The organism is Desulforamulus putei DSM 12395 (assembly GCF_900129195.1).
Taxonomy (GTDB): Bacteria; Bacillota; Desulfotomaculia; order Desulfotomaculales; family Desulfotomaculaceae; genus Desulfotomaculum; species Desulfotomaculum putei.
The window spans coordinates 157,294-181,944 of record NZ_FQUY01000001.1; the positions used below are offsets into that span (position 1 = coordinate 157,294).

21 protein-coding genes, 1 tRNA gene and 3 other annotated features are annotated in these 24,651 nt (G+C 49.3%); of the genes, 16 read left to right on the plus strand and 6 right to left on the minus strand.

The annotated features are described in order from the left end of the window. Window positions 1-46 precede the first annotated feature (46 nt). Both mutM and polA read right to left on the minus strand, forming a co-directional pair. Window positions 47-880, minus strand: coding sequence for a bifunctional DNA-formamidopyrimidine glycosylase/DNA-(apurinic or apyrimidinic site) lyase (mutM, locus tag BUB67_RS00670; RefSeq protein WP_073234114.1), 834 nt, complete (start codon window positions 878-880; stop codon window positions 47-49). 32 nt (window positions 881-912) lie between these two features. Beyond that, entirely contained in the window at window positions 913-3,570 is a 2,658-nt protein-coding gene (gene polA / locus BUB67_RS00675) for a DNA polymerase I (protein WP_073234118.1), read from the minus strand. A gap of 163 nt (window positions 3,571-3,733) precedes the next feature. On the opposite strand from polA, the gene BUB67_RS00680 reads away from it, so the two are divergent. Further along, window positions 3,734-5,203: a S41 family peptidase gene (locus BUB67_RS00680; RefSeq protein WP_073234121.1), complete on the plus strand. Its 1,470-nt coding sequence runs from the start codon at window positions 3,734-3,736 to the stop codon at window positions 5,201-5,203. Between the two features lie 91 nt (window positions 5,204-5,294). Beyond that, window positions 5,295-5,903 (plus strand): DedA family protein, encoded by a 609-nt coding sequence (locus BUB67_RS00685; protein WP_073234124.1) that lies wholly within the window; start codon window positions 5,295-5,297, stop codon window positions 5,901-5,903. Window positions 5,904-5,911: 8 nt separating this feature from the next. On the opposite strand, the gene BUB67_RS00690 is transcribed toward BUB67_RS00685, so the two are convergent. Both BUB67_RS00690 and pdaB read right to left on the minus strand, forming a co-directional pair. Then, window positions 5,912-6,646, minus strand: coding sequence for a TVP38/TMEM64 family protein (locus BUB67_RS00690; RefSeq protein WP_073234127.1), 735 nt, complete (start codon window positions 6,644-6,646; stop codon window positions 5,912-5,914). A gap of 183 nt (window positions 6,647-6,829) precedes the next feature. Beyond that, window positions 6,830-7,576: a polysaccharide deacetylase family sporulation protein PdaB gene (gene pdaB, locus BUB67_RS00695; RefSeq protein ID WP_073234130.1), complete on the minus strand. Its 747-nt coding sequence runs from the start codon at window positions 7,574-7,576 to the stop codon at window positions 6,830-6,832. A gap of 156 nt (window positions 7,577-7,732) precedes the next feature. Here pdaB and BUB67_RS00700 point away from each other — a divergent pair, with 156 nt between their 5' ends. Further along, window positions 7,733-8,908, plus strand: a complete 1,176-nt coding sequence (locus BUB67_RS00700; RefSeq protein WP_073235043.1) for a D-alanyl-D-alanine carboxypeptidase family protein — start codon at window positions 7,733-7,735, stop codon at window positions 8,906-8,908. A 139-nt stretch (window positions 8,909-9,047) separates the two neighbouring features. After that, window positions 9,048-9,124 (plus strand) — tRNA-Val (locus BUB67_RS00705). 88 nt (window positions 9,125-9,212) lie between these two features. Here the strand turns inward: BUB67_RS00705 and BUB67_RS00710 are convergent. Continuing rightward, entirely contained in the window at window positions 9,213-10,046 is an 834-nt protein-coding gene (locus tag BUB67_RS00710; RefSeq protein WP_073234133.1) for an SDH family Clp fold serine proteinase, read from the minus strand. 596 nt (window positions 10,047-10,642) lie between these two features. Continuing rightward, on the minus strand, window positions 10,643-10,876 hold the full coding sequence (locus BUB67_RS00715) for a hypothetical protein (protein WP_073234136.1): 234 nt from the start codon (window positions 10,874-10,876) through the stop codon (window positions 10,643-10,645). 178 nt (window positions 10,877-11,054) lie between these two features. On the opposite strand from BUB67_RS00715, the gene BUB67_RS00720 reads away from it, so the two are divergent. The 12 genes from BUB67_RS00720 (at window position 11,055) to pheT (ending at window position 24,455) form a co-directional block, all read left to right on the plus strand. Beyond that, a complete protein-coding gene (locus tag BUB67_RS00720; RefSeq protein ID WP_143156976.1) occupies window positions 11,055-12,083 on the plus strand; it encodes a hypothetical protein in 1,029 nt (342 codons plus the stop codon). Between the two features lie 213 nt (window positions 12,084-12,296). Then, window positions 12,297-13,190 carry a putative sporulation protein YtxC gene (gene ytxC, locus BUB67_RS00725; RefSeq protein ID WP_073234142.1) on the plus strand — a complete coding sequence of 298 codons (894 nt, stop codon included), beginning with the start codon at window positions 12,297-12,299 and terminating at the stop codon, window positions 13,188-13,190. A gap of 118 nt (window positions 13,191-13,308) precedes the next feature. Beyond that, the gene (locus tag BUB67_RS00730; protein WP_073234145.1) at window positions 13,309-13,914 is read left to right on the plus strand and encodes a DUF445 domain-containing protein; all 606 of its coding nucleotides are present in this window, start codon (window positions 13,309-13,311) and stop codon (window positions 13,912-13,914) included. 39 nt (window positions 13,915-13,953) lie between these two features. After that, window positions 13,954-14,167 (plus strand) — a binding site (T-box leader). 56 nt (window positions 14,168-14,223) lie between these two features. Next, window positions 14,224-16,134 (plus strand): threonine--tRNA ligase, encoded by a 1,911-nt coding sequence (gene thrS, locus BUB67_RS00735; protein WP_073234149.1) that lies wholly within the window; start codon window positions 14,224-14,226, stop codon window positions 16,132-16,134. A gap of 126 nt (window positions 16,135-16,260) precedes the next feature. After that, window positions 16,261-16,389, plus strand: a sequence feature (ribosomal protein L20 leader region). A 27-nt stretch (window positions 16,390-16,416) separates the two neighbouring features. Then, a complete protein-coding gene (gene infC / locus BUB67_RS00740; protein WP_073234152.1) occupies window positions 16,417-16,938 on the plus strand; it encodes a translation initiation factor IF-3 in 522 nt (173 codons plus the stop codon). Window positions 16,939-16,954: 16 nt separating this feature from the next. Continuing rightward, window positions 16,955-17,149 (plus strand): 50S ribosomal protein L35, encoded by a 195-nt coding sequence (rpmI, locus tag BUB67_RS00745; RefSeq protein WP_008410091.1) that lies wholly within the window; start codon window positions 16,955-16,957, stop codon window positions 17,147-17,149. Between the two features lie 39 nt (window positions 17,150-17,188). Continuing rightward, the gene (gene rplT, locus BUB67_RS00750; protein WP_073234155.1) at window positions 17,189-17,545 is read left to right on the plus strand and encodes a 50S ribosomal protein L20; all 357 of its coding nucleotides are present in this window, start codon (window positions 17,189-17,191) and stop codon (window positions 17,543-17,545) included. 139 nt (window positions 17,546-17,684) lie between these two features. After that, on the plus strand, window positions 17,685-19,019 hold the full coding sequence (locus BUB67_RS00755; protein WP_073234158.1) for a TrkH family potassium uptake protein: 1,335 nt from the start codon (window positions 17,685-17,687) through the stop codon (window positions 19,017-19,019). Between the two features lie 14 nt (window positions 19,020-19,033). Continuing rightward, entirely contained in the window at window positions 19,034-19,687 is a 654-nt protein-coding gene (locus tag BUB67_RS00760; protein WP_073234161.1) for a potassium channel family protein, read from the plus strand. Further along, on the plus strand, window positions 19,687-20,481 hold the full coding sequence (locus BUB67_RS00765) for a TrmH family RNA methyltransferase (protein WP_416358818.1): 795 nt from the start codon (window positions 19,687-19,689) through the stop codon (window positions 20,479-20,481). Before BUB67_RS00760 ends, BUB67_RS00765 begins: the two co-directional genes overlap by 1 nt. A 189-nt stretch (window positions 20,482-20,670) precedes the next feature. After that, window positions 20,671-20,933: a binding site (T-box leader), on the plus strand. A gap of 49 nt (window positions 20,934-20,982) precedes the next feature. Then, the gene (gene pheS, locus BUB67_RS00770) at window positions 20,983-22,005 is read left to right on the plus strand and encodes a phenylalanine--tRNA ligase subunit alpha (RefSeq protein ID WP_073234167.1); all 1,023 of its coding nucleotides are present in this window, start codon (window positions 20,983-20,985) and stop codon (window positions 22,003-22,005) included. A 29-nt stretch (window positions 22,006-22,034) separates the two neighbouring features. Next, complete coding sequence (gene pheT / locus BUB67_RS00775) at window positions 22,035-24,455, plus strand: phenylalanine--tRNA ligase subunit beta (protein ID WP_073234170.1); 2,421 nt, start codon at window positions 22,035-22,037, stop codon at window positions 24,453-24,455. Window positions 24,456-24,651 lie beyond the last annotated feature (196 nt).

Here is a 24,651-nt window from a genome sequence, read left to right on the forward strand (position 1 = left end):
CTTTCATCTACAGTCTATGAGGGGAATGACACAGGAGTGCTTTCCACTATTTTGGTTTTTGACAGGACGGACAATAGTAGGAACTTCGCCCGGCCACTTTTATACGCTCAATGGGTCGGCCGCAATGGGAACAGGGAAGGCCTTCCCGGTTATAAACCTTGAGGTGATGCTGAAAACTTCCCGCACGGCCTTCACCGTCCACATAATCCCGGAAGGAAGTTCCCCGGTGTTTGATGCCCCCGGCAATGACTTCAATGATGGCCTTGTGCAGGCCGGCGGCTTCCCGGGTTGTTAAATCAGGGGCCAGGCGTTCCGGGTGAATTTTGGCGCGGAAAAGGGCCTCATCGGCATATATATTGCCCAGACCGGCCACAAAACACTGGTCCAGCAGCAGGGACTTAATGCGGGTCCGGCGGCGCCGCAGCTCCTTCTTTAAAAATTCCCGGGTAAATTCCTTGTCCAGGGGTTCCGGACCTAAATCTCTAATGCCGGGCAGTGCGGATACTTCGGCGGTGGGCGCCAGCTGCAGCCGTCCGAAGCGGCGGGTATCGGCAAACCTTAAATGTTTCCCGTTATCCAGGTGGAAAATCACGTGGGTATGTTTCTCCACGGGCAGATCCGCCTCACAGTAAATCAGGCGCCCGGTCATGCGGAGGTGAATCACCAGGGTGAGGCCGTCGCTTAAATGAATAAGCAGGTATTTGCCACGGCGGCCAAGTTTCTTTTGAAATTGCTTACCGGTAATCTGTTCAATAAACTGATCCGGTTTGGGAAAACGGATGACTTCCGGCTTAAACAGGTCCACGGCGGTAATGGTAAGGCCGGACAGCTTTTGCTCCAGGGAACGGACCACGGTTTCTACCTCTGGCAGTTCAGGCAACCGGTGAACACCTCCATCACACAGGGAAAGGGTTAAATGGGTTTTGTTTCATACCAATTGGGTCCCAGTTTTATATCAACCACTAAAGGAACATCCAGGGTCAAAGCATTTTGCATGCAGTCTCGCACCAGCACGATGAGGGGCTCAATTTCCGCTTCCGGGGCGTCAAAGATGAGTTCGTCGTGCACCTGCAGCACCATTTGAGTGGCGAAATCACGTTCCTTAAGTTCTTTACTGATTTTCACCATGGCCAGCTTGATGATATCGGCGGCGCTGCCCTGGATGGGAGTGTTCATAGCCGCCCGTTCGCCAAAGTTGCGAATGTTGAAATTCTTGCTGAACAACTCAGGCAGGTAGCGGCGGCGGTTGAGCAGGGTGGTGACATAGCCCCGTTCTCTGGCTTCCCGAATAACCCGGTCAATATAATGCCGCACGCCGGGGCAGCGGGCAAAAAAGTTTTCAATATAACTTTTGGCTTCCTGACGGCTTACCTTGAGGTCCCGGGCCAGGCCGAAGTCACTGATGCCGTAAACAATCCCGAAGTTTACGGCTTTGGCACGGTTACGCATCTCCGGTGTTACCTGGTCCAAGGGCACTCCAAAGACCTCGGAGGCCGTGCGGGTGTGAATATCCTGGCCCTGCCGGAAGGCATCCAGGAAACTCTTATCCTGGGACATATGGGCCAGAATTCTTAATTCAATTTGGGAGTAATCCGCCGTAAGTATCAGGTTGCCCTTTTGCCGGGGAATAAAAACCTTACGGATGCGCCGGCCGGATGCCAACCGGATGGGAATGTTTTGTAAATTGGGCTCCGCACTGGACAACCTGCCGGTGGCTGTTACCGTTTGGTGGAAGGTAGAGTGCAAGCAACCCGTCTGCGGGTCCACCAGCGCTGCCAGGCCATCGGCATAGGTGGATTTTAATTTCGCCATCTGGCGGTACTGTAAAAGAAGATCTACTATCTCATGTTCTTCCGCCAGTTTTTCCAGCACTTCCGCATCGGTGGAATAACCGGTCCTGGTTTTTTTATAGACCGGCAGCTTCAATTTATCAAACAGGATCTGTCCCAATTGCTTGGGGGAATTAATATTAAAGTTTTCGCCAGCCAGTTCATGTATTTTAGCTGCCAGGGCTTCGGTACTGTGGTGCAGTTCGGCGGATATTTCCTTCAGTTCCTGCTTGTCAACCGCAACCCCGGCCATTTCCATTTCGGCCAGCACGGCAACCAGGGGCAACTCCACCTCAATGAAGAGCCTGTCTTCTTCCCTTTGTACCAGTTTTTTGAACAGTTCCTCCGTCAGGCGAAGAATGGCCTCTGCCCTGGCGGCCATGGCCGTTTCTCCCTCCGGAGGCAAAACAATCCCCAGGTGTTCCAGGGCGATGTCGGTTAAATCGTAATGGGAGGCCGCAGGGTTGAGCAGGTAGGCCGCCACCATGGTATCAAAGGCCAGACCCTGCAGTTTGATTCCATGGTGATGCAGCAGCCAGATGGCGTCCTTGGCATCGTGAAAATATTTTTTGATGGCCTCATTTTCACAGAGGGCCTTGAGAGCACTTAAACTCCCGTGGGAGGAGTCATCTCCCGGTTTGACGGTGAGCAGGTACACATCTTGGCCGGGCACTGCCAGGTAAACCGCCCTGATTCCCTTCCCCCGGACCCCGTCCAGGAAAACTGCTGCCCTGCCGGCATGGCTGGCCTGCACCAGTACTTCATCAAAGTCTTCCTGACTGGTAACGGTTTGGTAACCTGCTTGATAGGTTTCCAGGGGCGGCAGGTCACTTTCGAATTTTTTCTTGCCTTCCCTGGACGACTTGGCGGTTCCCTGTTCAGAGGTAAGTTGTTTGATTAAACTTTTAAATTCCAGTTCCTTAAAGATTTCCAAAAGCCTTTGATGGTCCGGGCCCCGCCAGGAGCATTGTGATAAGTCCAGTTCCATGGGCACATCCCGGATAATGGTGGCCAGTTTCTTGGAAAGGATGGCCTGATCCTCCTTACCCCGCAGAAGCTTCTGGAATCTGGGGGGGAGGTGTTCGATTTTTTCAATAATCCCTTCCACCGACCCGTAATCTTTGAGCAGCGCTACGGCGGTTTTTTCACCGATGCCCGGGACTCCCGGGATATTGTCCGACGGGTCTCCCTGGAGTCCCTTCAAGTCCACGATTTGGCCGGGGGTCACACCAAACCTGTCCCAAACCTTTCCTTCATCGAAAAGCTCAATTTCCGTAATGCCCTTCCGGGTGAGCATCACTCTGGTTTTGGGTGAAACCAACTGCAGGGCATCCCTGTCGCCGGTCAGGATCAATATGTTCAGCCCGCTGGCTTCCGCCTGGTTGACGATGGTGCCGATTAAATCGTCCGCTTCATATCCTTCCAGTTCAAAGTAGGGGATACGCATGGCTTTAAGAATCTCTTTGGCCAGGATGAATTGGGGCCGCAGTTCATCCGGCGTGGCTTTGCGGGTACCTTTATAGTCGGCAAAATCCTGGTGACGAAAAGTAACCTTGCCTTTATCAAAGGCCACAGCCACCAGGCCGGGATCTTGCTCCTTAAGGACCTTTAAAATCATATTGGTAAAACCGTAGACGGCGTTGGTAATAACCCCTTGACTGTTGGACAGCAGGGGAATGGCATGAAAGGCCCTGTGAATCAGGCTGTTGCCATCGATAACAATCAACGTATCCAAGGACAAAGTAAGCACCTTCCTTATTTAGCATCTTTAGTATTTTCAGCAGGCATGCGCAAAATACCTTCAGGCATTGTAAATTTACCTCCGGATTGTCACCAAAGGAAGGACTTTACAAAGTCCTCTCGAATTTATCAAAGATATTATTAAAACGTTATGAGGTGATCAATTGTTTAAAAGACTTCTCTTAATCTTGGTTTTTGTTTCTTTTTCCTGGTCTGTGCCTGCCTTTGCCGAGGAAGACAAGGCCCTGGAGGGGGCTTCCACCATTGGCGAGGTCTTTGGCTATATCAGCCGGTACCATCTGAAGCAGCCGGATATTGACCAGTTAACCAGAGCAAGTATAAAGGGTATGCTGGACCAACTGAACGATCCCTATACGGTTTATTTTTCCCCCGGGGAACTGGAACAGTTCAGCGATGAATTGAACGGCGACTTTGAAGGAATTGGCGCCGAACTGGAAATGAAGGATCAGTACCCCTGTATCGTTCGGGTATTACCGGGCTCTCCCGCCGAGGCAGCCGGGCTTAAAAACGGGGATGTCATTGTGGCGGTGGACGGCAAGGATGTGGCACGGAAGGCGCTTTACGATGTTGTTACAATGCTGCGAGGAGATAAGGGAACCAGTGTCAACCTGACGGTGAGAAGAGACGGCCAGCCGGACAGGCAGGTGACCATCACCCGGAATACCGTGAATCTCCCCACCGTCCATGAAAAAGTCCTGGGTAACGGGATCGGTTATATTGCCATTGAAAGTTTTGGCATGGAAACCGGAGCTGAATTTGCCAACGCACTGGTTGAACTGAAAGAGTCAGGTATTGAATCTTTAATCATTGACCTGAGAAATAACGGCGGTGGCTATGTGGATGCTGCGGCGGAAATCGCCTCTTACCTGCTGGGTAAGGATAAAACAGTATTTGTCACCGAGGACCGGGAGAAACATAAGGATGCCTTTATCACGGAACTGGACCCTATCATTAATGAGACGCCGGTGGTGGTGCTGGTGAATGAACAGACTGCCAGCGCGGCGGAAATCCTGGCCGGGGCTTTGCAGGATTATCAAGTGGCAACTCTGGTGGGAACTCATACCTACGGCAAAGCCACTGTGCAGGATATCATTCCCCTGAAAAACGGCGGGGCGTTAAAACTGACCACAGCCTTTTATACCACACCCAGGGGGCGTCTCATTGACGGGACCGGCCTGCAGCCGGACCGCTATGTCACCGTGCCGGAACTTCAACTGCATGCTGCCAGACAACTGTTGCATCCAACCAGACAGGTGATTCAATTTACCGGGGGTAATTCCAAGGTGATCATCAATGATGAAATCTTTCATGTGCCCGGTGGGATGCTAAAGGAAAAGGGAGGGGCCTTTGTTCCCCTGCGTTTTACCCTGGAGGCCCTGGGGTATCAGGTGAAATGGGACAGTCAATCCCAGGGTATTCTGGTGACCGGCAAAGGACAATCCTGGATGCTGCCCATGAATCAGCAAAAAAGTATCTTGAACGGAGCGACTAAACAACTTCATCAGCCGTTAAGGGAAAAGAACAATACCGCCTATCTCTCGGTGGCAGACCTGCTCTCCCTGGGAGTTCAGGCCACCGTACTGGATAATAAAGTGATCATTAGTAGTATGTAAATTGTCTATGCGTCGGAGGGTTCGTCCTCCGGTTATATTTTTGGGAAATGATTAATATGTTTTAAAGACGATGAAGGGAGGGGGAACTTGACTGGATTTTTTGGAACCTTTTTTGCACTGGGTCACTGCGGTCATTGCTGCTCTGGGATACTGGGGTGTCGGCATCGGTATGGCCATTGAAAGCGCCAATATTCCGCTGCCCAGCGAAGTGATCCTTCCCTTCGGGGGATACCTCGTTTATACCGGGCGGTTGGATTTTTGGTGGACCGTGCTGGCCGGCACGGTGGGCGGTACCCTTGGCTCTGTCGGGTCCTACTACCTGGGTCTCCGCGGGGGTAGGCCCTTTTTACAGAAATATGGTCGCTACCTGGGCATCAACCAGCAAAAACTGGCCCTGGCGGACCGCTGGTTTGAACGTTACGGGGAGGCCACCGTGTTTTTTACCCGGTTGATGCCGATTATCCGTACTTTCATATCACTGCCCGCAGGAATTGCCCGGATGAATTTTAAAAAATTTGTTATCTATACTTTTTTAGGATCATTACCCTGGAGCATTCTGCTGGTTTATGCCGGTTATGCCCTGGGGCAGAACTGGCAGACCCTGAAACCATGGTTTCACCGGGCGGATGTTTTGGTAGCCATGTTCATAGGGGGCTTCTTCCTTTACTGCCTGTGCAGCAAGTTCAAACATAAAAGGTAACCCCCGGATCAATTTCCCGGGGGAATTTTATGGGGAGGGTTATTTTTGTTGTACTTACCGTTGACTTCATTGCCCGGTGTTTTTTTTAGTCTTCTTGAGATAAAGGGCCAGGCCAGCAGGGTTAGCAGTATCAGCAATAAAGTTACCTTTGTGGCCATTCCTTCCGCAACAATGAAACTGTGTCCGAGGGCTGTGTAAATAATGATTTCGGGCAGTTTACCGACTGCGGTTGCAATAAAAAACCCACGGAAGGTCATTTTACTTAACCCTGCAACGTAGCTGATGATGCTGGAAGGAATAACCGGTATTAAACGTGCCATAAAGACCATCCAGGGTCCCTCATGGCAACTCATTTGGTCAACCCTGGCCATGTAAGTTTGTTTGAGGCAGCGGGAGACCAGGCCCCGGCCGAACCCCCTGGCCAGGTAGAAGGCAATGGAGGACCCAATGATGGAACCGGTTAACGTAATTAATGTCCCATACCAGAACCCAAAGATAAAACCGTTGGCACCCGCCAGCAGGAACAGCGGCAACGGTGTGAACAATGTTTGCAGCACCATCAGCAAAAGGCTGACAACAACCGTCATGGCACCAAAGGAGCGAAGATACTCCGCCAGGTGTTCCGGACTGGTAAAATGTTGTGAGTCCCAAACAGGGTGCAAATGAATATCCCAGGCATAGAATAGGATGGATGCCACAATAATGCAGATCATTATAAATAAAATTTTTTTAGACTTTATCATGCAAATAACCCCTAGCCTAAAAGATTGTGGCACAGATTTAATATACCAGAACAAGGGAACTTTGAAAAGGAGAAGGCGTTCCTTACAGGGTTATGATATATTATTAAATCTTATTTTGAAAGGTATAAGGGATAGCAAACAAAAAAGGATTCAGGTTTAATTGCCCTGAATCCTTTTGCATTTCTAATCAATGGTACCGGGACCTATTTTCAGTAATTCAGATACCGTGACCAGTTGGTAGCCCTGTTTCTTCAACCCTTCCAGTACCTGGGGCAAAGCTTCCGGCGTTTGCAGGCAGGTGTCGCTGGCATGCATTAAAATGATGGCTCCCGGTTCAACCTTTTTTAACACATTGCTGGTAATGGCTGCTACGCCGGGTTTTTTCCAGTCTAAGGAGTCAGCGCTCCACTGGACGACCTTATAGTTTAGTTCCTCTGCGGTGGTTAAAACCATGTCATTCCAATCGCCGTTTGGGGTGCGTATGAGGTTGGGTTCTACGCCGGTCACTTCCTTGATTTTTTGGTGGGCGGTCAAAATATTTTTCTTTACTTCTTCCTTGGAATATTCACTCAAATTTACGTGTTCTTCACCGTGGCTGGCAATTTCATGTCCCTCAGCCACAATCCGCCTAGGGAATTCGGGATGCTTGACAGCCCAGGGACCGGAAATAAAGAAAGTGCACTTTACATTATATTTTTTTAATGTATCAAGCACCGGCCCGGGTACTTTGGTACCCCAACTGATATCAAAGGTTAAGGCAGCTACTTTTTTATCTGTCTTAACCTTATAGATGGCATATTTTTTCCCTGTGGTGGTTACCACCTGCTGCTGGTAAAACAGGGCCCCAAAGAACGCCGCGCAGACAAAAACGGCCCCCAGCAGCAGTAATTGTTTTTTGAATTTCCGGTAATCAAAGATATATACCTTCAATGATATACACCTCCCCTGTAATCAATCTATAAATATTTACCGGTAATGAAAGATATGATATTTATTTAAAAATCTTACCATAAAATATAATTTTTTCCTGTTATGTGGTTGGTGGATTAGAGAAAAAATAGATCGGGAGGAGGATCAAGAGTGATATTGAAAAAATATAAAAAATATATAGTCATCATTTTACTTTTTTCTTGTTTTAACTTTTTATTTCCCCGGACAGGAGCAGCGGACCCGTTGCCGGACGGCAGGCCACCCAAGATAAAAGCCTCGGCCGCCTGTTTAATGGATGTAGCCACCGGCCAAATCTATTATGAAAAGGAAGGGGACAAGCGGAGGGAACCAGCCAGTTTAACCAAAATCATGACTGCCATCTTGGCCATTGAAAAGGGCAATCTTAAAGACATCGTCACGGTGAGCAAAAGGGCCGCCGCTGTGTCCATGGGCCAGGACATCGGGCTGCGAACCGGCGACAGACTTTATTTGGAAGACTTACTCAAGGCTGCATTGATGTATTCCGCCAACGATTCCACCGTAGCCATCGCAGAACACATTGGCGGCAGCCATGAGATGTTTGTGAAGATGATGAATGATAAAGCCAGGGCCCTGGGGATGATAAATACCCATTATGCCAATACCAACGGGTTCCACCACCCAAATCACTACACCACAGCCAATGACCTGGCGATTCTTACTTCCTATGCCTTAAAGAATAAAACCTTTGCTGAATTTGTCAAAACCCAGGAGGCGACCATTACCTGGCTTCCTAATGGGGAAGACGTAAAAACAGCGGGGGACGCCAAAATGAAACCTATCAAGCAGCGTGTCCTGCACAACACCAACCGTTTGCTCAGTTCGGACTTTGAGGGAATTGACGGTGTAAAAACCGGCACCACGCCCAGGGCGGGCAACTGTTTGATCGCCTCCGCCACCAGGGAAGGGCGGCAGCTGGTAGCGGTGATCCTGCACAGCAGCAATCGCTGGTCCGATGCCACCGGCCTTTTGGAGTACGGGTTCACTGAAGTAAAACCGGTGGTGCTGGCCGAAAAGGATGAAGTAATTTCGGAATTGCCGGTGACGGATGGGGTAGATAAGAAAGTTACTCTGATTGCCGCCCAAAAGACAGAAGCTTATGTTCCCAGAACTAATGTAGATAAAGTGGAACGAAGAGTGAATCTGGCTCCCATACCCACCGCTCCGGTGGAACAGGGATCCAAACTGGGAACCGCCACCTATTTCCTAAACGGAAAAGAAATTGCCTCGGTGGATCTGGTGGCCAACCGGCACATTGAACGGGTCTCTTGGTTCAAGCGCCTGTTTGACTAGTCTTTTATCAACAAAGAAAAAGCACCGCTGCGGGGTGGTGCTTTTTTAATTTTACTCTTGACTTTTTGTCTGTCTTTGTGCATAATAAGTTATGCAACTGCGGCGGGTGCTAAGATGCCTTTAAAAATAAGCCCAATATGGGACGTTAGCTCAGAAGGTTAGAGTGCTGCGTTGACATCGCAGAGGTCACTGGTTCGATTCCAGTACGTCCCACCAACGGCCCTTAAGGGCTTTTTTTATTGAATTCTAAATTAAAGAAGGACGTTCGGGTGTTTGCTGCCGGACGTCCTTCTTTCATCAGAGTTTATTTAATTTCCTCCTTTTCACCGTAGGGGAGAGGGATATACTGCACTGACGGTCTTCTTTGCGGTGGCTGGGGATAGAGGTCCATGATGGCAAAGACTTCCGGCGGCAGGCTTGTGGAAACCGGTAATCCCAATTGTTGCAAAAACTCGCAACTGATGGGATAATCATGGGTCCAGCGGCCGTTGCTTAAAATTACGGCGATTTCCCTTGCCTTTTCCTCTCCCAGGTTATCAGATAAAAGATACGTGATAAAATCTTCTACCTGTGCCATGGCCTTGGCAGACATATCCGCCAGAATGAGAGTATTGTCATCCACCCTTTGGGGGCCTTTCAACCTGACCGCTTCTAAAATGGAGGCCGCAGGAAACTGGCCAATCTGAGGGTCAACGGGTCCCAGTACGGCATTACAATCCATGACGATTTCGTCTGCGGCTAGGGCAATCATGGTGCCGCCGGACATGGCATAGTGGGGGATAAAGGCTGTCACTTTAGCCGGATGATTTTCCAAGGCCCTGGCAATTTGTTCAGACGCTAGCACCAGGCCGCCGGGAGTATGTAAGATGATGTCGATGGGCATATCCGGCGGTGTAAGCCGGATGGCCCGCAATACCTGTTCGGAATCTTCAATATTGATATACCTGGAAAAGGGAATTCCTAAAAAACTAAAGGATTCTTGCCGGTGGATCAAAGTAATCAATCTTGAGCCGCGACGTTTTTCAAACCTTCTGGTCAAATGATATCTTTTTTGATTCAGTTTTGTCTGCTGCCACATGGGACCCAGGGCCATTAAAAGGAAAAAGATCCATATCAAAGCGCCCAATGAAAACTCCATCGATAGTTCCTCCCCTGCTATATTTTTAGCCAATTCCTCTGTTTTTCTACCATAAGTTTTCTCTACAAATCAGTTTTTACCTGCCGGAAACAAGTAATGTAAGATATTATTCATCCTTTTGTAGTTTGTTGTAACTGCACAAAAAAACACCCTTCCGGGTGTTTGAAATCTGTACCCACGGTACAGTTTTACCTGCAGCCTCAACCACCTTTGCCAATGATTCTAAAAATTAAAAAAATGATAACGGCCAGGGCCAGAAATGAACCGATGCTTGTCAGATCCACAGGGTCAACCCTCCTTTCTTTATACTAAAATTCGATAATACACGCCTATCTCCTTTTCTTTATATTGATATCCGGCAAATTAATCTTTATTATATTATTTTAATAGGAGGGGGTGTTGTTTGGATGGTAAGTTTATAATAGGCATTGGGTTCCTGCTCATGGCAGTCATCATTTATTTTACCCGGGTGGTTTAAAGACCACCGGGGGTCAGGATTGTTTTTTCGGTACATAAAAAACCGCTCAAAATCGGCCCTGCCGGTTTTTAAGCGGTTTTTATGTTTTATTCTTTTTTATCCGATTCTGCCCGCATATTTATTTTACACCAATAATTTCTTTGATGTCATTTACCACCGGAATCATTTGTTCTGTCAGGTTCTCTAACTTGACTAATAATTGCTGGATCTTTTCCACCTTCTCCTCCGCCTTCTGTATGGTGGCTGCATCCCAACGGGGGAAAAAACCACCCCTGGCCGCCAGAATCTGGCGTCTTAAGGACTTGATTTCAGCTTCACATAATTGTTTTAACTCCTCAATCTCCTTGAGCATCGAAGAAACACCTGCCTTTTTTCCCATAATATTACTCATTGATTTATTTGGTGTTTCTTAGTATAAAGAAAAAATTAAATTTACCTGTCTGAAAATTTTAAAAACGAAAATCTTTACAGGACTTGATTAATATACTGTTTTAAAAATGTTAAAGGCCAAAAGAAAAGGGGTGGACTTTTTGGCTAAGAAAAGAAAAAGAAATGGGAAGATATGCAAGGACCAAATCAGGAGAAATAATAAAAATAATAAGAAAGAGATTATATTATTTACAGCAGCCGGTGAGAAAGTGATGGTCTCGGATTTTACCTGCCTGTCTAAGAAGAGACAAAAACAAACCTGTGAGGCCTTCGTTCATACAACTTGCATTCAGGAACAACTTTCCCTGCCGTTGACCCGGGGGGCCTGTACAGTTGCCCGCAGGGAGATAAAGGTAAAAAGCCCGGGTAAACATGAATCCTCTCTGAAATCAAAGAAATTGCATAAAAGAAGAAGGTTCAGCGGAAAAACAGAGTTTGTCCCGGCAAGCTGTATCACCGGTCAGATTTCCCAGGGCTATCCCAATAAACCTCCGGCAAAACAAAACAAACCGGTACACCCTATGATCTCCGGCCAGGATTCTTCCTCTTATGAAATTATTTTGGAAACCGGTAGAAGACGTAGAAGAAAAACAAAACCGGTGGAATTTGTTCCTGGCAGTTGCATCACTTTGCATACTGCTCCGGTTTATTCCTTTGCAGTACAACCCATAACACAGGAGTTTGTCAATCCCTATCCGGCTTTGCCGGATTTGGCCCCGGACATTACAGGCGGCTGCCGGACCGGCCGTGCAAGACCAATGGCCCCTTTCCCGTTCATACCTGAAAGCTGCATTACCGCCGATGTGTCCAAACCCTATCTCCCCGTTGAAAAAACAGAGGAAAAACCTGAAACTGTTCACCGATATATAGACCGCCCCAATAGTCCGGACATCCTGGGCCCGGCAAGTAAAAAATTCAAAAGAAAGAGAAACAATGTAGTTCCTTTCGTTCCCAAGAGCTGTACCATTGACACAGAAAAGCCGGCCCCGGGGACTTGCCAAAGAAGTGATGTGCTGGCAAAACCGGCTCCGGCTTCCTTGCCGTTCAAAACCATCACCAAGCCCTGGCTGCCCGCGGCGGTCCTTGTACTGGTTGTTTTAACAATAATAGGATATTTATTGTATAAATAATTTCAATGCTGCAGTGCCTGGGCGTTAAAAAGAAAAAATCCTCAATTACTCCAGTGTAAGGTTTCAACTATATTTTTTACATGGGATAGCAACATTGGTTTCTGCTTATACTGCAAATAGACCAAGATAACTTTAATTTTTCGCCATTTTTGCCCCAGTATACGAAATAATGCCTCTCATATACTAATAATAAAGGAAGGGGTGATAGAGGAGATGAATCAATGCCTCTCCATAGGAGCCACCCAGCATATCGACTTGTTGAAGGACCTGCTTGGCAGAGAGCTGCGCATAAACGAAGGCGACCATATAAACATTAAACTTATGGAAAACCCCGCAGGCAATATTACGTTTTTGTCCTGTAACTTCAACGGAACGCTATGCGGTGGCAGCCGGCTTGATGATGAACTGTTGTTCAGGCACTTTGTGGCCGATATTATTTCGGATCTCATAATAAATCACTGGGAGAAGGCTATTTTAGCAGACATCATTCGAGAGAACTATTACTTTTTTAATGAAGAAGAGAAAAAAATCATCTACCAATATGCCCTGGATTACGCCAATGGCGAAAGGGTCTTTCCCGGCAGAATGGACCGGCTGGACAGAAAAAACTTTATCATCAAAAAACTGGTGGAGTTTCTGGAGCAAAGTGACAGTATTGTCATTGACGGCTTTATCAATTTTCGCCTTAAAGAATATTTAAATGAAATAAAAGAAGCTTTGGATCAAGCAGTGGACGATTACTTAATGGAGCGTGAGTATCGGGAGTTTATTCAACTTCTTAAGTATTTTGTGGAGATTCAGGAGCCGAAGGTTGAGCTGGTCAATGTTTTAATAAATGCAAGGGGATCCTATAAACTTCTTGATGAACAACACAACCCCATCAGCAGTGAATTCTTGGAAGGATTTATTTTGGATGTAATGGACCATGAAATTAATTATGAGGATTTACTTATCAGCGCTTTGATTACCATCGCTCCTAATAAAATAGTTTTTCACGGTGGCAGCCAGAGTAAAAACGGGACCACCGTCAGTACCATCAGGCATGTTTTTGAAGGCAGGGTAACCGAATGCAGTGGCTGCAAATTATGTCAGAAGCAGCAGCAATAACAAAAGGGTGCCGGTTGTTGCATGTAACAGCCGGCACCTTTTACTGCCACTCTTGCGCCTCCCGGGACATTTTGATATAGTAAATGTCGTCAATTGACGAATGGAGGTAAGTTGCAAGATGCAGTGGTGGTCGGCAATCTTGATACCTGTTATCGGGGCCTTTATCGGCTGGGTTACAAACCTTATTGCCGTTAAGGCAATTTTTAAACCTTACCAACCCGTGCGCATTTTTGGCCTGCCCTGGGCTATTCAAGGCGTGGTGCCCAAAAGAAGGACGGAACTGGCCAGAAGTATCGGTGAAGTGGTGGAAAAAGAACTGTTGAAAGTAGAGGACCTGATGAACCAGATGAAATCCCCCGAGGTTCTCAATAAAATTGTGCTTTCGGCCAACGATTCCATCCGCTGCATGGTGGTGGAGCGCATTCCGGCCTGGGTTCCCGCCACCATCAAAACGGTGATTCTGGAAATGATGGGGGACATGCTGAACAAACAAATGCCCCAGGTGATTAATCAGATTGTAGACCAGGCCGGTCGCAGTGTCATTGAAAAGGTGAAGCTGGCCCAACTGGTGGAAGACCGGATGAACGCCTATGATATAAAACACCTGGAAAAAATTATTTTATCGGTGGCGGCCAGGGAATTAAAACATATTGAAATTATCGGCGGCGTACTGGGTTTTGTCATCGGCCTGGTGCAGGTGGCCATTATATACTTATCAACTTGACAATTCTGATAAGTGTCACTATAATTATGCCGTAGCTTAATAGGTGCAATGAAGAGGAAAAGTAGGTCAGTACGGTCGTCCAGAGAGGAAGCGCCGGGGCTGTAAGCGCTTCCCGATGCAGCTGACTGAAAAACCACCTTGGAGCAGCTTGCTGAACTTCAGTAAGTAAGCCGGCCCGGCGCCGTTACAGCCGATGAGGTGGGAGATTGTTTCTCCAACCAGGGTGGAACCGCGGAAATATCCCGTCCCTGATGATTGCAGGGGCGGGTTTTGTTTTTATCTATTGTAAACTGAAAGGAGAGAATTGGCATGATTAAAGTTACCCTTAAGGACGGCTCCGTCCGGGAGTATCCCGCCGGCACCACCGTACTGGAAGTGGCCAGGAGCATTAGTCAAGGACTGGCCAGGGAAGCTCTGGCCGGCAAGGTCAACGGTAAGACTGTTGATTTGAGCTACCCGCTGCAGGAAGATGCTGCTGTAGAACTATTGACCTTTAATGACGAAGAGGGAAGGGCGGTTTACCGGCACAGTACTGCCCACGTACTTGCCCAGGCCGTTAAAAGGTTATTCCCGGAGGCCAAATTGGCCATCGGACCTGCCATTCAGGACGGTTTTTATTATGACTTTGATGTGCCGCAGCCCTTTACACCTGCCCAGCTTGCGCAAATTGAAGAGGAAATGAACAGGATTATTAAGGAAGATCTACCCTTTAAGCGGGTGGAACTGTCCCGGGAAGAGGCTCTGGAGCACTTTAAAAAACGCGGTGAGCTTTACAAAGTTGAGCTCATCAATGACCTGCCGGAGGATGCGGTGATTTCTTGTTACCAACAGGGGGATTTTGATGACCTGTGCGCTGGCCCCCACGTGCCTTCCACCGGTCGCCTCAAGAGCGTAAAACTGATGAATATTGCCGGGGCTTACTGGCGTGGCAGCGAGAAGAATAAAATGCTGCAGCGCATTTACGGCACTTCCTTCCCCAAGAAAGCCATGCTGGACGAGCACCTGTTCCGCATTGAGGAAGCCAAACGCCGTGACCACCGCAAGCTGGGCCAGGAATTGGATTTGTTCAGCATCCAGGAGGAAGGACCCGGATTTCCTTTCTTCCATCCCAAAGGGATGATCATCCGCAATGAACTGGAAAATTTCTGGCGCCAGGAACATAAAAAGCGGGGCTACCGGGAGATCCGCACCCCCATTATCTTAAACCGCAGCCTGTGGGAGCAGTCCGGTCACTGGGCCCATTATAAAGAGAACATGTACTTCACCAAGATTGATGATGCTGATTTTGCAGTAAAGCCCATGAACTGCCCCGGCAGCATCCTGGTGTATAAAACCAGTTTGCACAGCTACCGTGATTTGCCGCTGCGACTGGCCGAACTGGGCTTGGTACACCGCCACGAGTTGTCCGGCGTTCTGCACGGGTTAATGCGGGTTCGCTGCTTTACCCAGGACGACGCCCATATCTTTATGCTGCCCGGTCAAATCAAGGATGAAATTATCGGGGTCATCGACCTGTTTGATTATTTCTATAACACCTTTGGCTTAAGCTATCATGTGGAACTGTCCACCCGTCCGGAAAAATCCATGGGTTCCGATGAAATTTGGGAAATTGCCACCAACTCCCTGCGGGACGCCCTGGAAGCGAAAAACATGTCTTACAAGGTAAACGAAGGGGACGGGGCCTTCTATGGTCCCAAGATCGACTTCCACCTTACAGACAGTCTGGGGCGGACCTGGCAGTGCGGCACCATTCAATTGGATTTCCTGATGCCGGAAAAATTTGACCTCACCTATGTAGGGGAAGACGGTCAGAAACACCGCCCGGTGATGATCCACAGGGTGGTCTTTGGCAGTATTGAACGTTTTATCGGCATCCTGACCGAGCACTTTGCCGGCGCCTTCCCGGTTTGGCTGGCTCCGGTTCAGGTACGGGTCATGCCCATCACCGACAGGCACCACGCTTATGCCAGGGAGTTGGTAAAGAAAATGGAAGCCCTGGACATTCGGGTGGAACTGGACGCCAGGAACGAGAAAATCAATTACAAGATCAGAGAGGCCCAGACCCAAAAAATTCCCTACATGCTGGTCATCGGCGACCGGGAAATGGAGCAGGGCGCTGTGGCCGTTCGCCGGCGCGGTAAAGGGGATACAGGCGCCATTGCAGTAGATGAGTTTTTGGTTAAGATTCAAGAAGAAATCAAAAATAAAACTATTTTCTAGCATCAGCTCAAAGCCACAGGCCAAGAGCCAAAAGCCAAAAGCTGACTGCTAAAATGAGGGCCGAAAACCTTGACTCATCAGGTAGAGTATGGTATATTGATTCAAGTGCTAGAAATTAATAACTTTTGTTTAAAGAAGAAGCATCCGCTTCTCACCTTACAACTGCGGTTCGTAAGGTTGCGTGTTATACAATAAGTCTTCCTTGTTGTATTGCGTCTGCAAGCGGGTGTTTTGTGCCCGCTTTTATTATTTGCCATTTTATAATTATGGAGGTGATTATGTATTTCCAAAGAGCAACGCATTAATGAAGAAATTCGAGCTCGCGAGGTACGGGTGGTAGACTCTGACAACAACCAGCTGGGTATTATGTCTGTGAAAGAAGCCCTGCGTATTGCCGAGGAAAGGCAGCTGGATCTGGTGGAAGTGGCCCCCCAGGCCAAGCCCCCGGTTTGCCGTATTATGGATTATGGCAAATTCAAATACGAGCAAAGCAAGCGGGAAAAAGAGGCCAAGAAGAAGCAGCGTATTATCCAGGTTAAAGAAGTCAAGCTGCGTCCCCGTATTGAGGACCATGACTATACAGTCAAAGCCAAAAATGCCGAGCGTTTCTTAAAAGATGGTGACAAGGTTAAGGTTACCATTATGTTCCGAGGCAGAGAAATCGTTCATACAGACCTGGGGAAAAACTTGCTGGACCGTCTGGCTGAAGATTTAAAGGATCTCTGCATCGTGGAAAGGCAACCTAAGCTGGAAGGCAAGAATATGATTATGATCTTAGCACCAAAAAATGATAAGCAGGACTAGAAAGGAGTTGCCCTAGATGCCCAAAATTAAAACCCACCGCGGGGCTGCTAAGAGATTTAAGAAAACTGCCACTGGTAAAATTCGTGGTTGGCACGCTTTTCATAGCCACATTCTTGGCAAGAAGACTGCCAAGCGTAAGCGTAACCTGCGCAAGTCTTTAATTATCAGCGAGGCAGATGCCGGCCGTCTGAGCAGACTGCTGCCCTATTAATAGCTGGAAATTTTGTTCAAGTAGAAGGAGGTCATTATCATGCCACGGGCTAAAAGCAGTGTGGTTTCCCGTAATAGACACAGAAAAATTCTCAAGCTGGCCAAGGGCTACAGAGGTTCCCGCAGCAAGCTGTACAGGGTAGCCAACCAGGCCGTTATGAAGGCCCTGTTCTACGCTTACAGAGACCGCCGTCAGAAGAAGCGTGATTTCCGTAAGCTCTGGATCGCCCGTATTAACGCCGCTACCCGTATGAACGGCCTGTCCTACAGCCGCTTCATCAACGGTCTGAAAAAGGCCGGTGTAGAAGTAAACCGCAAGATGTTGGCTGACCTGGCCGTTAACGATGCCAGGGCCTTCAGCCAACTGGTAGAGGTGGCTAAAGCCAATCTGGCTTAAGTGTTGGTATAAAAACAGCATCTCGATGAACACTAAAGCATGGTCACAGCGCCATGCTTTTTTAATTATCCCCCTAGCATAAAATATATGATTTGTTATAATTTATCCGTTACCATATGATTGGGAAGAGGCGAATCACTTGCAAACCAGGAACGGATTTCTCAGCCATCCGCCCAGGGTGCTGGTCACCGGCTTTGCCGCGGTTATTTTAGTCGGCGCCATACTGTTGACTTTACCCATTTCATCCGCCACCGGACAGCCCACGGACTTTCTGACGGCGCTTTTTACGTCAACCTCCGCCGTCTGTGTCACTGGTCTGGTGGTGGTGGACACCGGTACCTACTGGAGTACCTTCGGGCAAACGGTGATCATCTGCCTGATACAGGTGGGCGGCCTGGGGTTTATGACCATGGCAGTCTTGTTTTGGCTGATCATGGGCCGTCGTGTCACCTTCAGGGAACGCCTGTTAATTCAGGAATCTCTCAATGTGATTGAACTCAGCGGGTTAGTCAGGTTGACCAGGCAGGTTATTATTTTAACTTTTTCCATTGAATTTCTGGCTGCTCTGGTTCTTTCCCTTCGCTTTATTCCCGACCTCGGGGTTGCCAGAGGCATCGGGTACGGTCTGTTTCACGCCATCTCCGCTTTCAACAATGCCGGTTTTGATCTCTTTGGCGATTTTCGGAGCCTGACTCAGTATGTGGAAGACCCCGTTGTGAATACCGTCATCAGTTTGGACATCATCCTGGGAGGGATCGGTTTTACGGTATTGGCGGACCTGCTTCACTACCGTAAAAGAAAAAAAGTAAGTTTACACACCAAGTTAACGCTTTTAATGACCGCCCTTTTACTGTTGCTGGGGATGATGGTTATTTTTGTGTTGGAATTCGATAACACACTGGCTCCCTTAAGTGTAAGCGGCAAGTTATGGGCCAGCTGGTTCCAGTCCGTTACCCCCCGCACTGCCGGTTTTAACACCCTTGATGTGACGGCGCTGCGTCCGGCAACGTTGTTATTCATCATCATATTAATGTTTATCGGGGCCTCCCCGGGTTCCACCGGGGGCGGTATTAAAACCACCACCTTCGGCATACTCAGTTTAGCCGTCATTTCCCTGGCCAGAGGCAAGGAAGACGCGGAAATCTTTAAACGGAGAATACCCAAGGAGCAAATATATAAAGGGCTGGGAGTTATCTTTCTGGCCCAATGCTGGGTGGTCTTTGCCACATTAATTCTTGATGCGGTTGAAAGGGCAGATTTCTTGAAAATCATGTTTGAAGTGGTGTCTGCACTGGCTACGGTAGGACTTTCCGCAGGACTGACGCCAACCCTTTCCGATACAGGAAGGCTTATTATTATTCTCACCATGTTCTTTGGGCGACTGGGACCCTTAACCATAGCCTATGCGCTGGCCACCCGGCAGCAGAGGAAACAGCAATTTCGCTATCCGGAGGAACGGATTATTATTGGTTAGGAGGCTTTTTATTCATGAAACAATTTGCCGTCATCGGACTGGGCCGCTTTGGCTCCAGCGTGGCCCTGACCCTTGCTAAAATGGGTTATGAGGTTTTGGCCCTTGACAGTGATGAAGAACGTGTTAATGAAATCATTGAGGAAGTGACCCACGGGGTTCAGATCGATGCCCTGGACGAGCATGCCCTCAAGGCGGTGGGGATCCGCAACTTTGATGTGGTTGTGGTGGCCATTGGCCAGGATGTACAGGCCAGCATACTGGTTACCGTTATGCTGAAAGAAATGGGTGTGAAATACGTGGTGGCCAAGGCCCAAAATGCCCTGCACGGCAAGGTGCTGGAACGGGTGGGGGCAGACAAGGTCGTCTTTCCGGAACGGGATATGGGGGTGAAGGTGGCCCATGCCCTGGTTTCCAAAAATGTCATGGAGCAGATCTCCCTGTCACCCGATTACAGTCTGGTTGAGATGCTGGCGCCGGCCCAATTTGTTAATAAAACCCTGGCACAGTCCGGCGCCAGAAATAAATACGGTGTCAGCATCCTGGCCATCAGAAGAGGCGATGAAATGATCATATCCCCCGGTGCCAACCAGATGATTCAAGAAGGGGATATCCTGGTTGTCATCGGCAGGACTGAAAAACTGCAAAAGTTTGAGACGGTGGAGATATGATGATTACCTCATCCCAGAACCCGAAAATCAAGTACATACGAAAATTGTCCCAACGGACTTTCCGTCAAAAGGAAAGAAAGTTCCTGGTGGAGGGTATCCGCCTGGTGGAGGAGGCTTTAAACAGTCCCTGGCGCACCGAGTGTTTTGTCTACACCTCCCGGGGCATTCAGTCCCACCGGGGGGGCTGCCTGTTGGAAGCCGCGGTACAAAAGGGAGCCCAGATCTTCCAGGTACCCGACAGTTTGATGGCTGAACTGGCGGCCACTGAGACCCCCCAGGGTGTACTGGCGGTGCTCTGGCAGCCGGATTACACACTGGCCGATGTATTGGCTCCGGGGCAGCCGCCGCTGGTTGTGATGGTGGACGGTGTACAGGATCCGGGCAATCTGGGGACCATCATCCGTTCCGCAGATGCTGCCGGGGCCGGCGGGGTGATTTTATTGAAGGGAACAGTGGATCTCTACAACCCCAAGACCCTCCGGTCCACCATGGGGTCTTTGTTCCACCTGCCGGTGGTGACGGCGGAGGATGTAACAGGGGCCCTGGACTACCTGGCATCGGCGGGGATAACGCTGGTGGTGGGAGACCCCGCCGGCGGACAACCGGTCTTTCATGCTGACCTGAAGGGTCCCGTGGCCTTTGTGGTTGGCAATGAAGGAGTCGGACCCCGGCCGGCAATATATGGATATAAGCACCGAAAAGTTACCATTCCCATGCCCGGACGGGCCGAATCTCTCAATGTGGCCATGGCCACGTCCATCATGCTGTACGAAGCTGTCAGGCAGAGGACATAAAATTCAGTAAACTTCCTTGTTTTGCAAAAACCCTTATGATATAATCAGTGTCGAAAGGTCCCCAAAAAAGCATGAAAGGTTGTGGTTACATGTTGTTAACCGCCGAATTTTTTTGGAGGCTGTTCGAAGCAACCGGTTCTGTAAATGCTTACATGATTTACAGGAGATTGCTTTTACACTAAATATTGTTTAAGGGTTATGACGGGGAGAAGTACGTTGATTTTTTCTTTGCAGGGAGAGAGGGTCGTGACTGGAAGCCCTCTTAAAGAAACTCTTCGGAAAGTTCGCCCCTGAACTGCCATCTGAACGTATGGGATTCATACCAGTAGGGTGCGCCGGTCCTTCTACCGTTATCAGAAGTGGATAAATTGCTTATTTATCCTCTGAGTGGTTCTTTACAGCTTTTGTAGGAACAAATTTGGGTGGTACCACGGAGACATTCCGTCCCTGCTTTCAGGGGCGGTTTTTATTTTAATAAATGTTATTTAACAGGAGGTTGTCATGGAACAGAGGTTAAGAGAACTGGCCCGGGAGGCCCTGCAGGCCCTGGAGGTGGCCAATACTCCGGAAGAAATCAATGATATCCGGGTTAAATACCTGGGTAAAAAAGGCGAAGTTACACAGGTGCTGCGGGGGATGGGCGCATTGTCCGCCGAGGAGAGACCCCGCATCGGTCAGGTTGCCAATGAAGTAAGGGAACAGATTGAAACAGCCCTGGCAGCCAGGAATCAACATGTGAAAGAAGTCCAAAGGTCTCTCCGGTTGGCGGCTGAAACCCTGGATGTGACTCTGCCGGGCGTCCGGTTTGACCTGGGCAAATTGCACCCGCTGACCCAGGTGCTAAGGGAAATCGAAACCATTTTCCTGGGTCTGGGCTTTAAGATTGCCGAAGGTCCGGAGATTGAACTGGATTACTATAACTTTGAAGCCCTCAATTTACCCAAAGACCATCCTGCCCGGGATATGCAGGATACCTTTTTCATTAATCCGGAGGTGCTGCTGCGGACCCACACCTCCCCTGTACAGGTGAGGACAATGGAAAAAACAGTCCCCCATGTGCCGGTGAAGGTGATTTGCCCGGGCCGAGTTTACCGCCGGGATGATGATGCCACCCACTCTCCCATGTTTCACCAGGTGGAAGGCCTGGTGGTCGACAAGCATATTACCTTCGCTGATTTGAAGGGCGTACTGGCCACCTTTGCCCGTCAGATGTTCGGGCCGGATACCCGGACCCGCCTGCGTCCCAGTTATTTTCCCTTTACTGAGCCCAGCGCCGAGGTGGACATTTCCTGCTTTAATTGCAAGGGCAACGGCTGCCGGGTTTGCAAAGGCAGCGGCTGGCTGGAGATTCTGGGTTCCGGCATGGTGCACCCCAGGGTGCTGGAGATGTCCGGCTACAACCCGGAGGAGGTTACCGGCTTTGCCTTTGGTATGGGGGTTGAACGGATTGCCATGTTAAAATTCGGCATCGACGATCTCCGCCTGTTGTTTGACAATGATTTACGGTTCCTGGAACAATTCTAAGTTTACCATCGGGAGGTCTATGGAGGATCATGCGAGTTTCCTATCAATGGTTGAAAGATTATGTGGATGTTGATATAAGTCCCCGGGAGCTGGCCGAGCGGCTGACTCTGGCCGGGCTGGCAGTGGATGCCGTGGATGAACCGGGGGCAGGCATCGAAAAAGTGGTGACCGGCCGCATTCTGAAAATTGAAAAGCACCCCAACGCCGATAAGCTGGTGGTGTGTACCGTTGATGTGGGCCAGGGGGAACCCCTGCAAATTGTCACCGGGGCCACCAACGTCCGTGAGGGGCACGTGGTGCCGGTGGCGCTGGAAGGGGCCAAACTGGCTGGCGGACTTCAGATCAAGCGCTCCAAATTAAGGGGTGTGGAGTCCAGGGGCATGCTATGTTCCGGTCAGGAACTGGGGATGGAAAGCAAACTGCTTACGCCGGAAATGGCCCATGGCATTCTCATTTTAGCGGATGATGTGGCCGTCGGGCTGGACGCCAGAGAAGTGCTGGGACTCAATGATGCCGTGTTGGAACTGGATCTAACCCCCAACCGCGGAGATGCCTTGTGTATTACCGGTGTAGCCAGGGATGTGGCCGCCCTGTTAAATAAGGAATTAAAAATACCGCATCCCCAATTCACCGAGGGTGAGGAAAAGATTGAGGACCTGGTTAAAATCGATATAGAAGATCCAGACCTCTGCCGCCGTTATGTGGCCCGGCTGATCAAAGGAATTAACATCGGCCCGTCTCCCATGTGGCTGCAAAACAGGCTGCGGTCAGCCGGTATCAGGTCCATTAACAATGTGGTGGATATCACCAACTATGTTATGCTGGAGTTAGGCCAGCCTCTGCACGCCTTTGATTATGACAAAATCAAAGACCGTCATATTATTGTCCGCCGGGCCGGGGAGGGGGAAAAAATTGTCTCCTTGGACGGCGTTGAACGCACCTTAAATGCCGATATGTTGGCCATTACCGATGAGGCGGGGCCGGTTGCTGTTGCTGGCATAATGGGTGGATTGGACAGTGAAGTGACTGAGGATACAGTAAATGTTCTCATTGAATCGGCCTACTTCCATCCCATCAGCATTCGCCGTACTTCCAAAGCCTTGGGGTTGCGCTCGGAATCCTCCATTAGATTTGAGAAGGGTATTGATATCAACGGATGCCTCAGGGCGGCCGACCGGGCTGTGGAATTAATCCAGCAGTTAGCCGGGGGAACCGTCGTATCCGGGGCTATTGATAATTTCCCGAACCCCATTACAGAAAAAACCATCCTCTTGCGACCCCGGCGGGTCAACTGGGTCCTGGGGGTTGAAATCTCCCGGCAGGACATCATTGACATTATGCGGCGTTTGCAATTCAGGGTTCAGGAGCAGGGAGAAGATTTACTGGTGACCATTCCCACCTTCCGGCCGGACATTACCGGGGAATGGGACCTGGTGGAAGAAGTGGCCCGGTTGTATGGCTTTAACCGGATTCCCGAGACCCTTCCCTTTGGCGCCTCGACCCAGGGGATTCGTACAACGGAACAACAATTAACCTGGGACATTCGGGACGTTATGACCGCCTGCGGGTTCCATGAAGTCATTACCTATAGCTTTGTTCATCCCAGGGTTTTTGATTTGATGAATTTACCGGAGGACAGCAGGTTCCGCAGCGCAGTGAGGCTCCAAAATCCCCTCAGTGAAGAACAATCCGTCATGCGTACCGTGCTGGTGCCCAGCTTGCTGGAAGTCCTGCAGCGCAACTTGAATCGCAGGGTGCAAAAGGGCGCTTTGTTTGAGATTGCCCGGGTATTTTACCCGGTGGAGGGCCAGCCTCTGCCGGAAGAAATACCGGTCTTAGCTGCAGTGGCCATCGGCAATATGCCGAAGACCTGGAACCAGCCGTCCCGGCCCATGGATTTCTTCTTTATGAAGGGTGTGGCCGAACAGCTTATGGATTCCCTGGGCGTTCCAGGGGTGGCATTTACCCGTCACCAGGACCCCAGTTTTCACCCCGGACGCTGCGCCAGGATTGAGGTAAACGGTCAACTGCTGGGTGTTGTGGGCGAGCTTCATCCCGACGTCATTGAAAATTACGACCTGGGCGGCAGGGCAGTGGCCCTGAAGCTGGACCTGAAGGTGCTGGCCCAGGTCAACCGCCCGGTTAAGCAATACCAGGGCCTGCCCAAATTCCCCATGGTGGAGCGGGACCTGGCTGTCCTGGTCAAACAGGATGTACCGGCGGCAGAGATGCTATCCATCATTAAAAAGGCCGGCGGCAACCTGTTAAAGAAAGTAGACATCTTCGATGTTTACCAGGGTTCCCAGGTACCTGAAGGATACAAGAGTGTGGCCTTCAGCATGAAATTCCAGGCGCCGGACAGAACCCTCACCGACGAAGAAATCAATGATAAGATGCAGCGCATTACCAATTCCCTGACGGCCCAAACAGGGGCGGTGTTAAGAAAATAAGGCTAGCACAAGACACCGGTAGCCAAGAGCAGGCTAGCCGGTGTTCTTTTTTTGTACAGTGAAAGACATTACCATTTGTATGAATACAATATACATTCTAAAAATTATTACAGTGGAGCAGGAAAAATTTCAGTTATAGTGTAATTAATTTCAAAATATCATAATTTTAAGTCATTAACTCGAAATCATTTTAAGT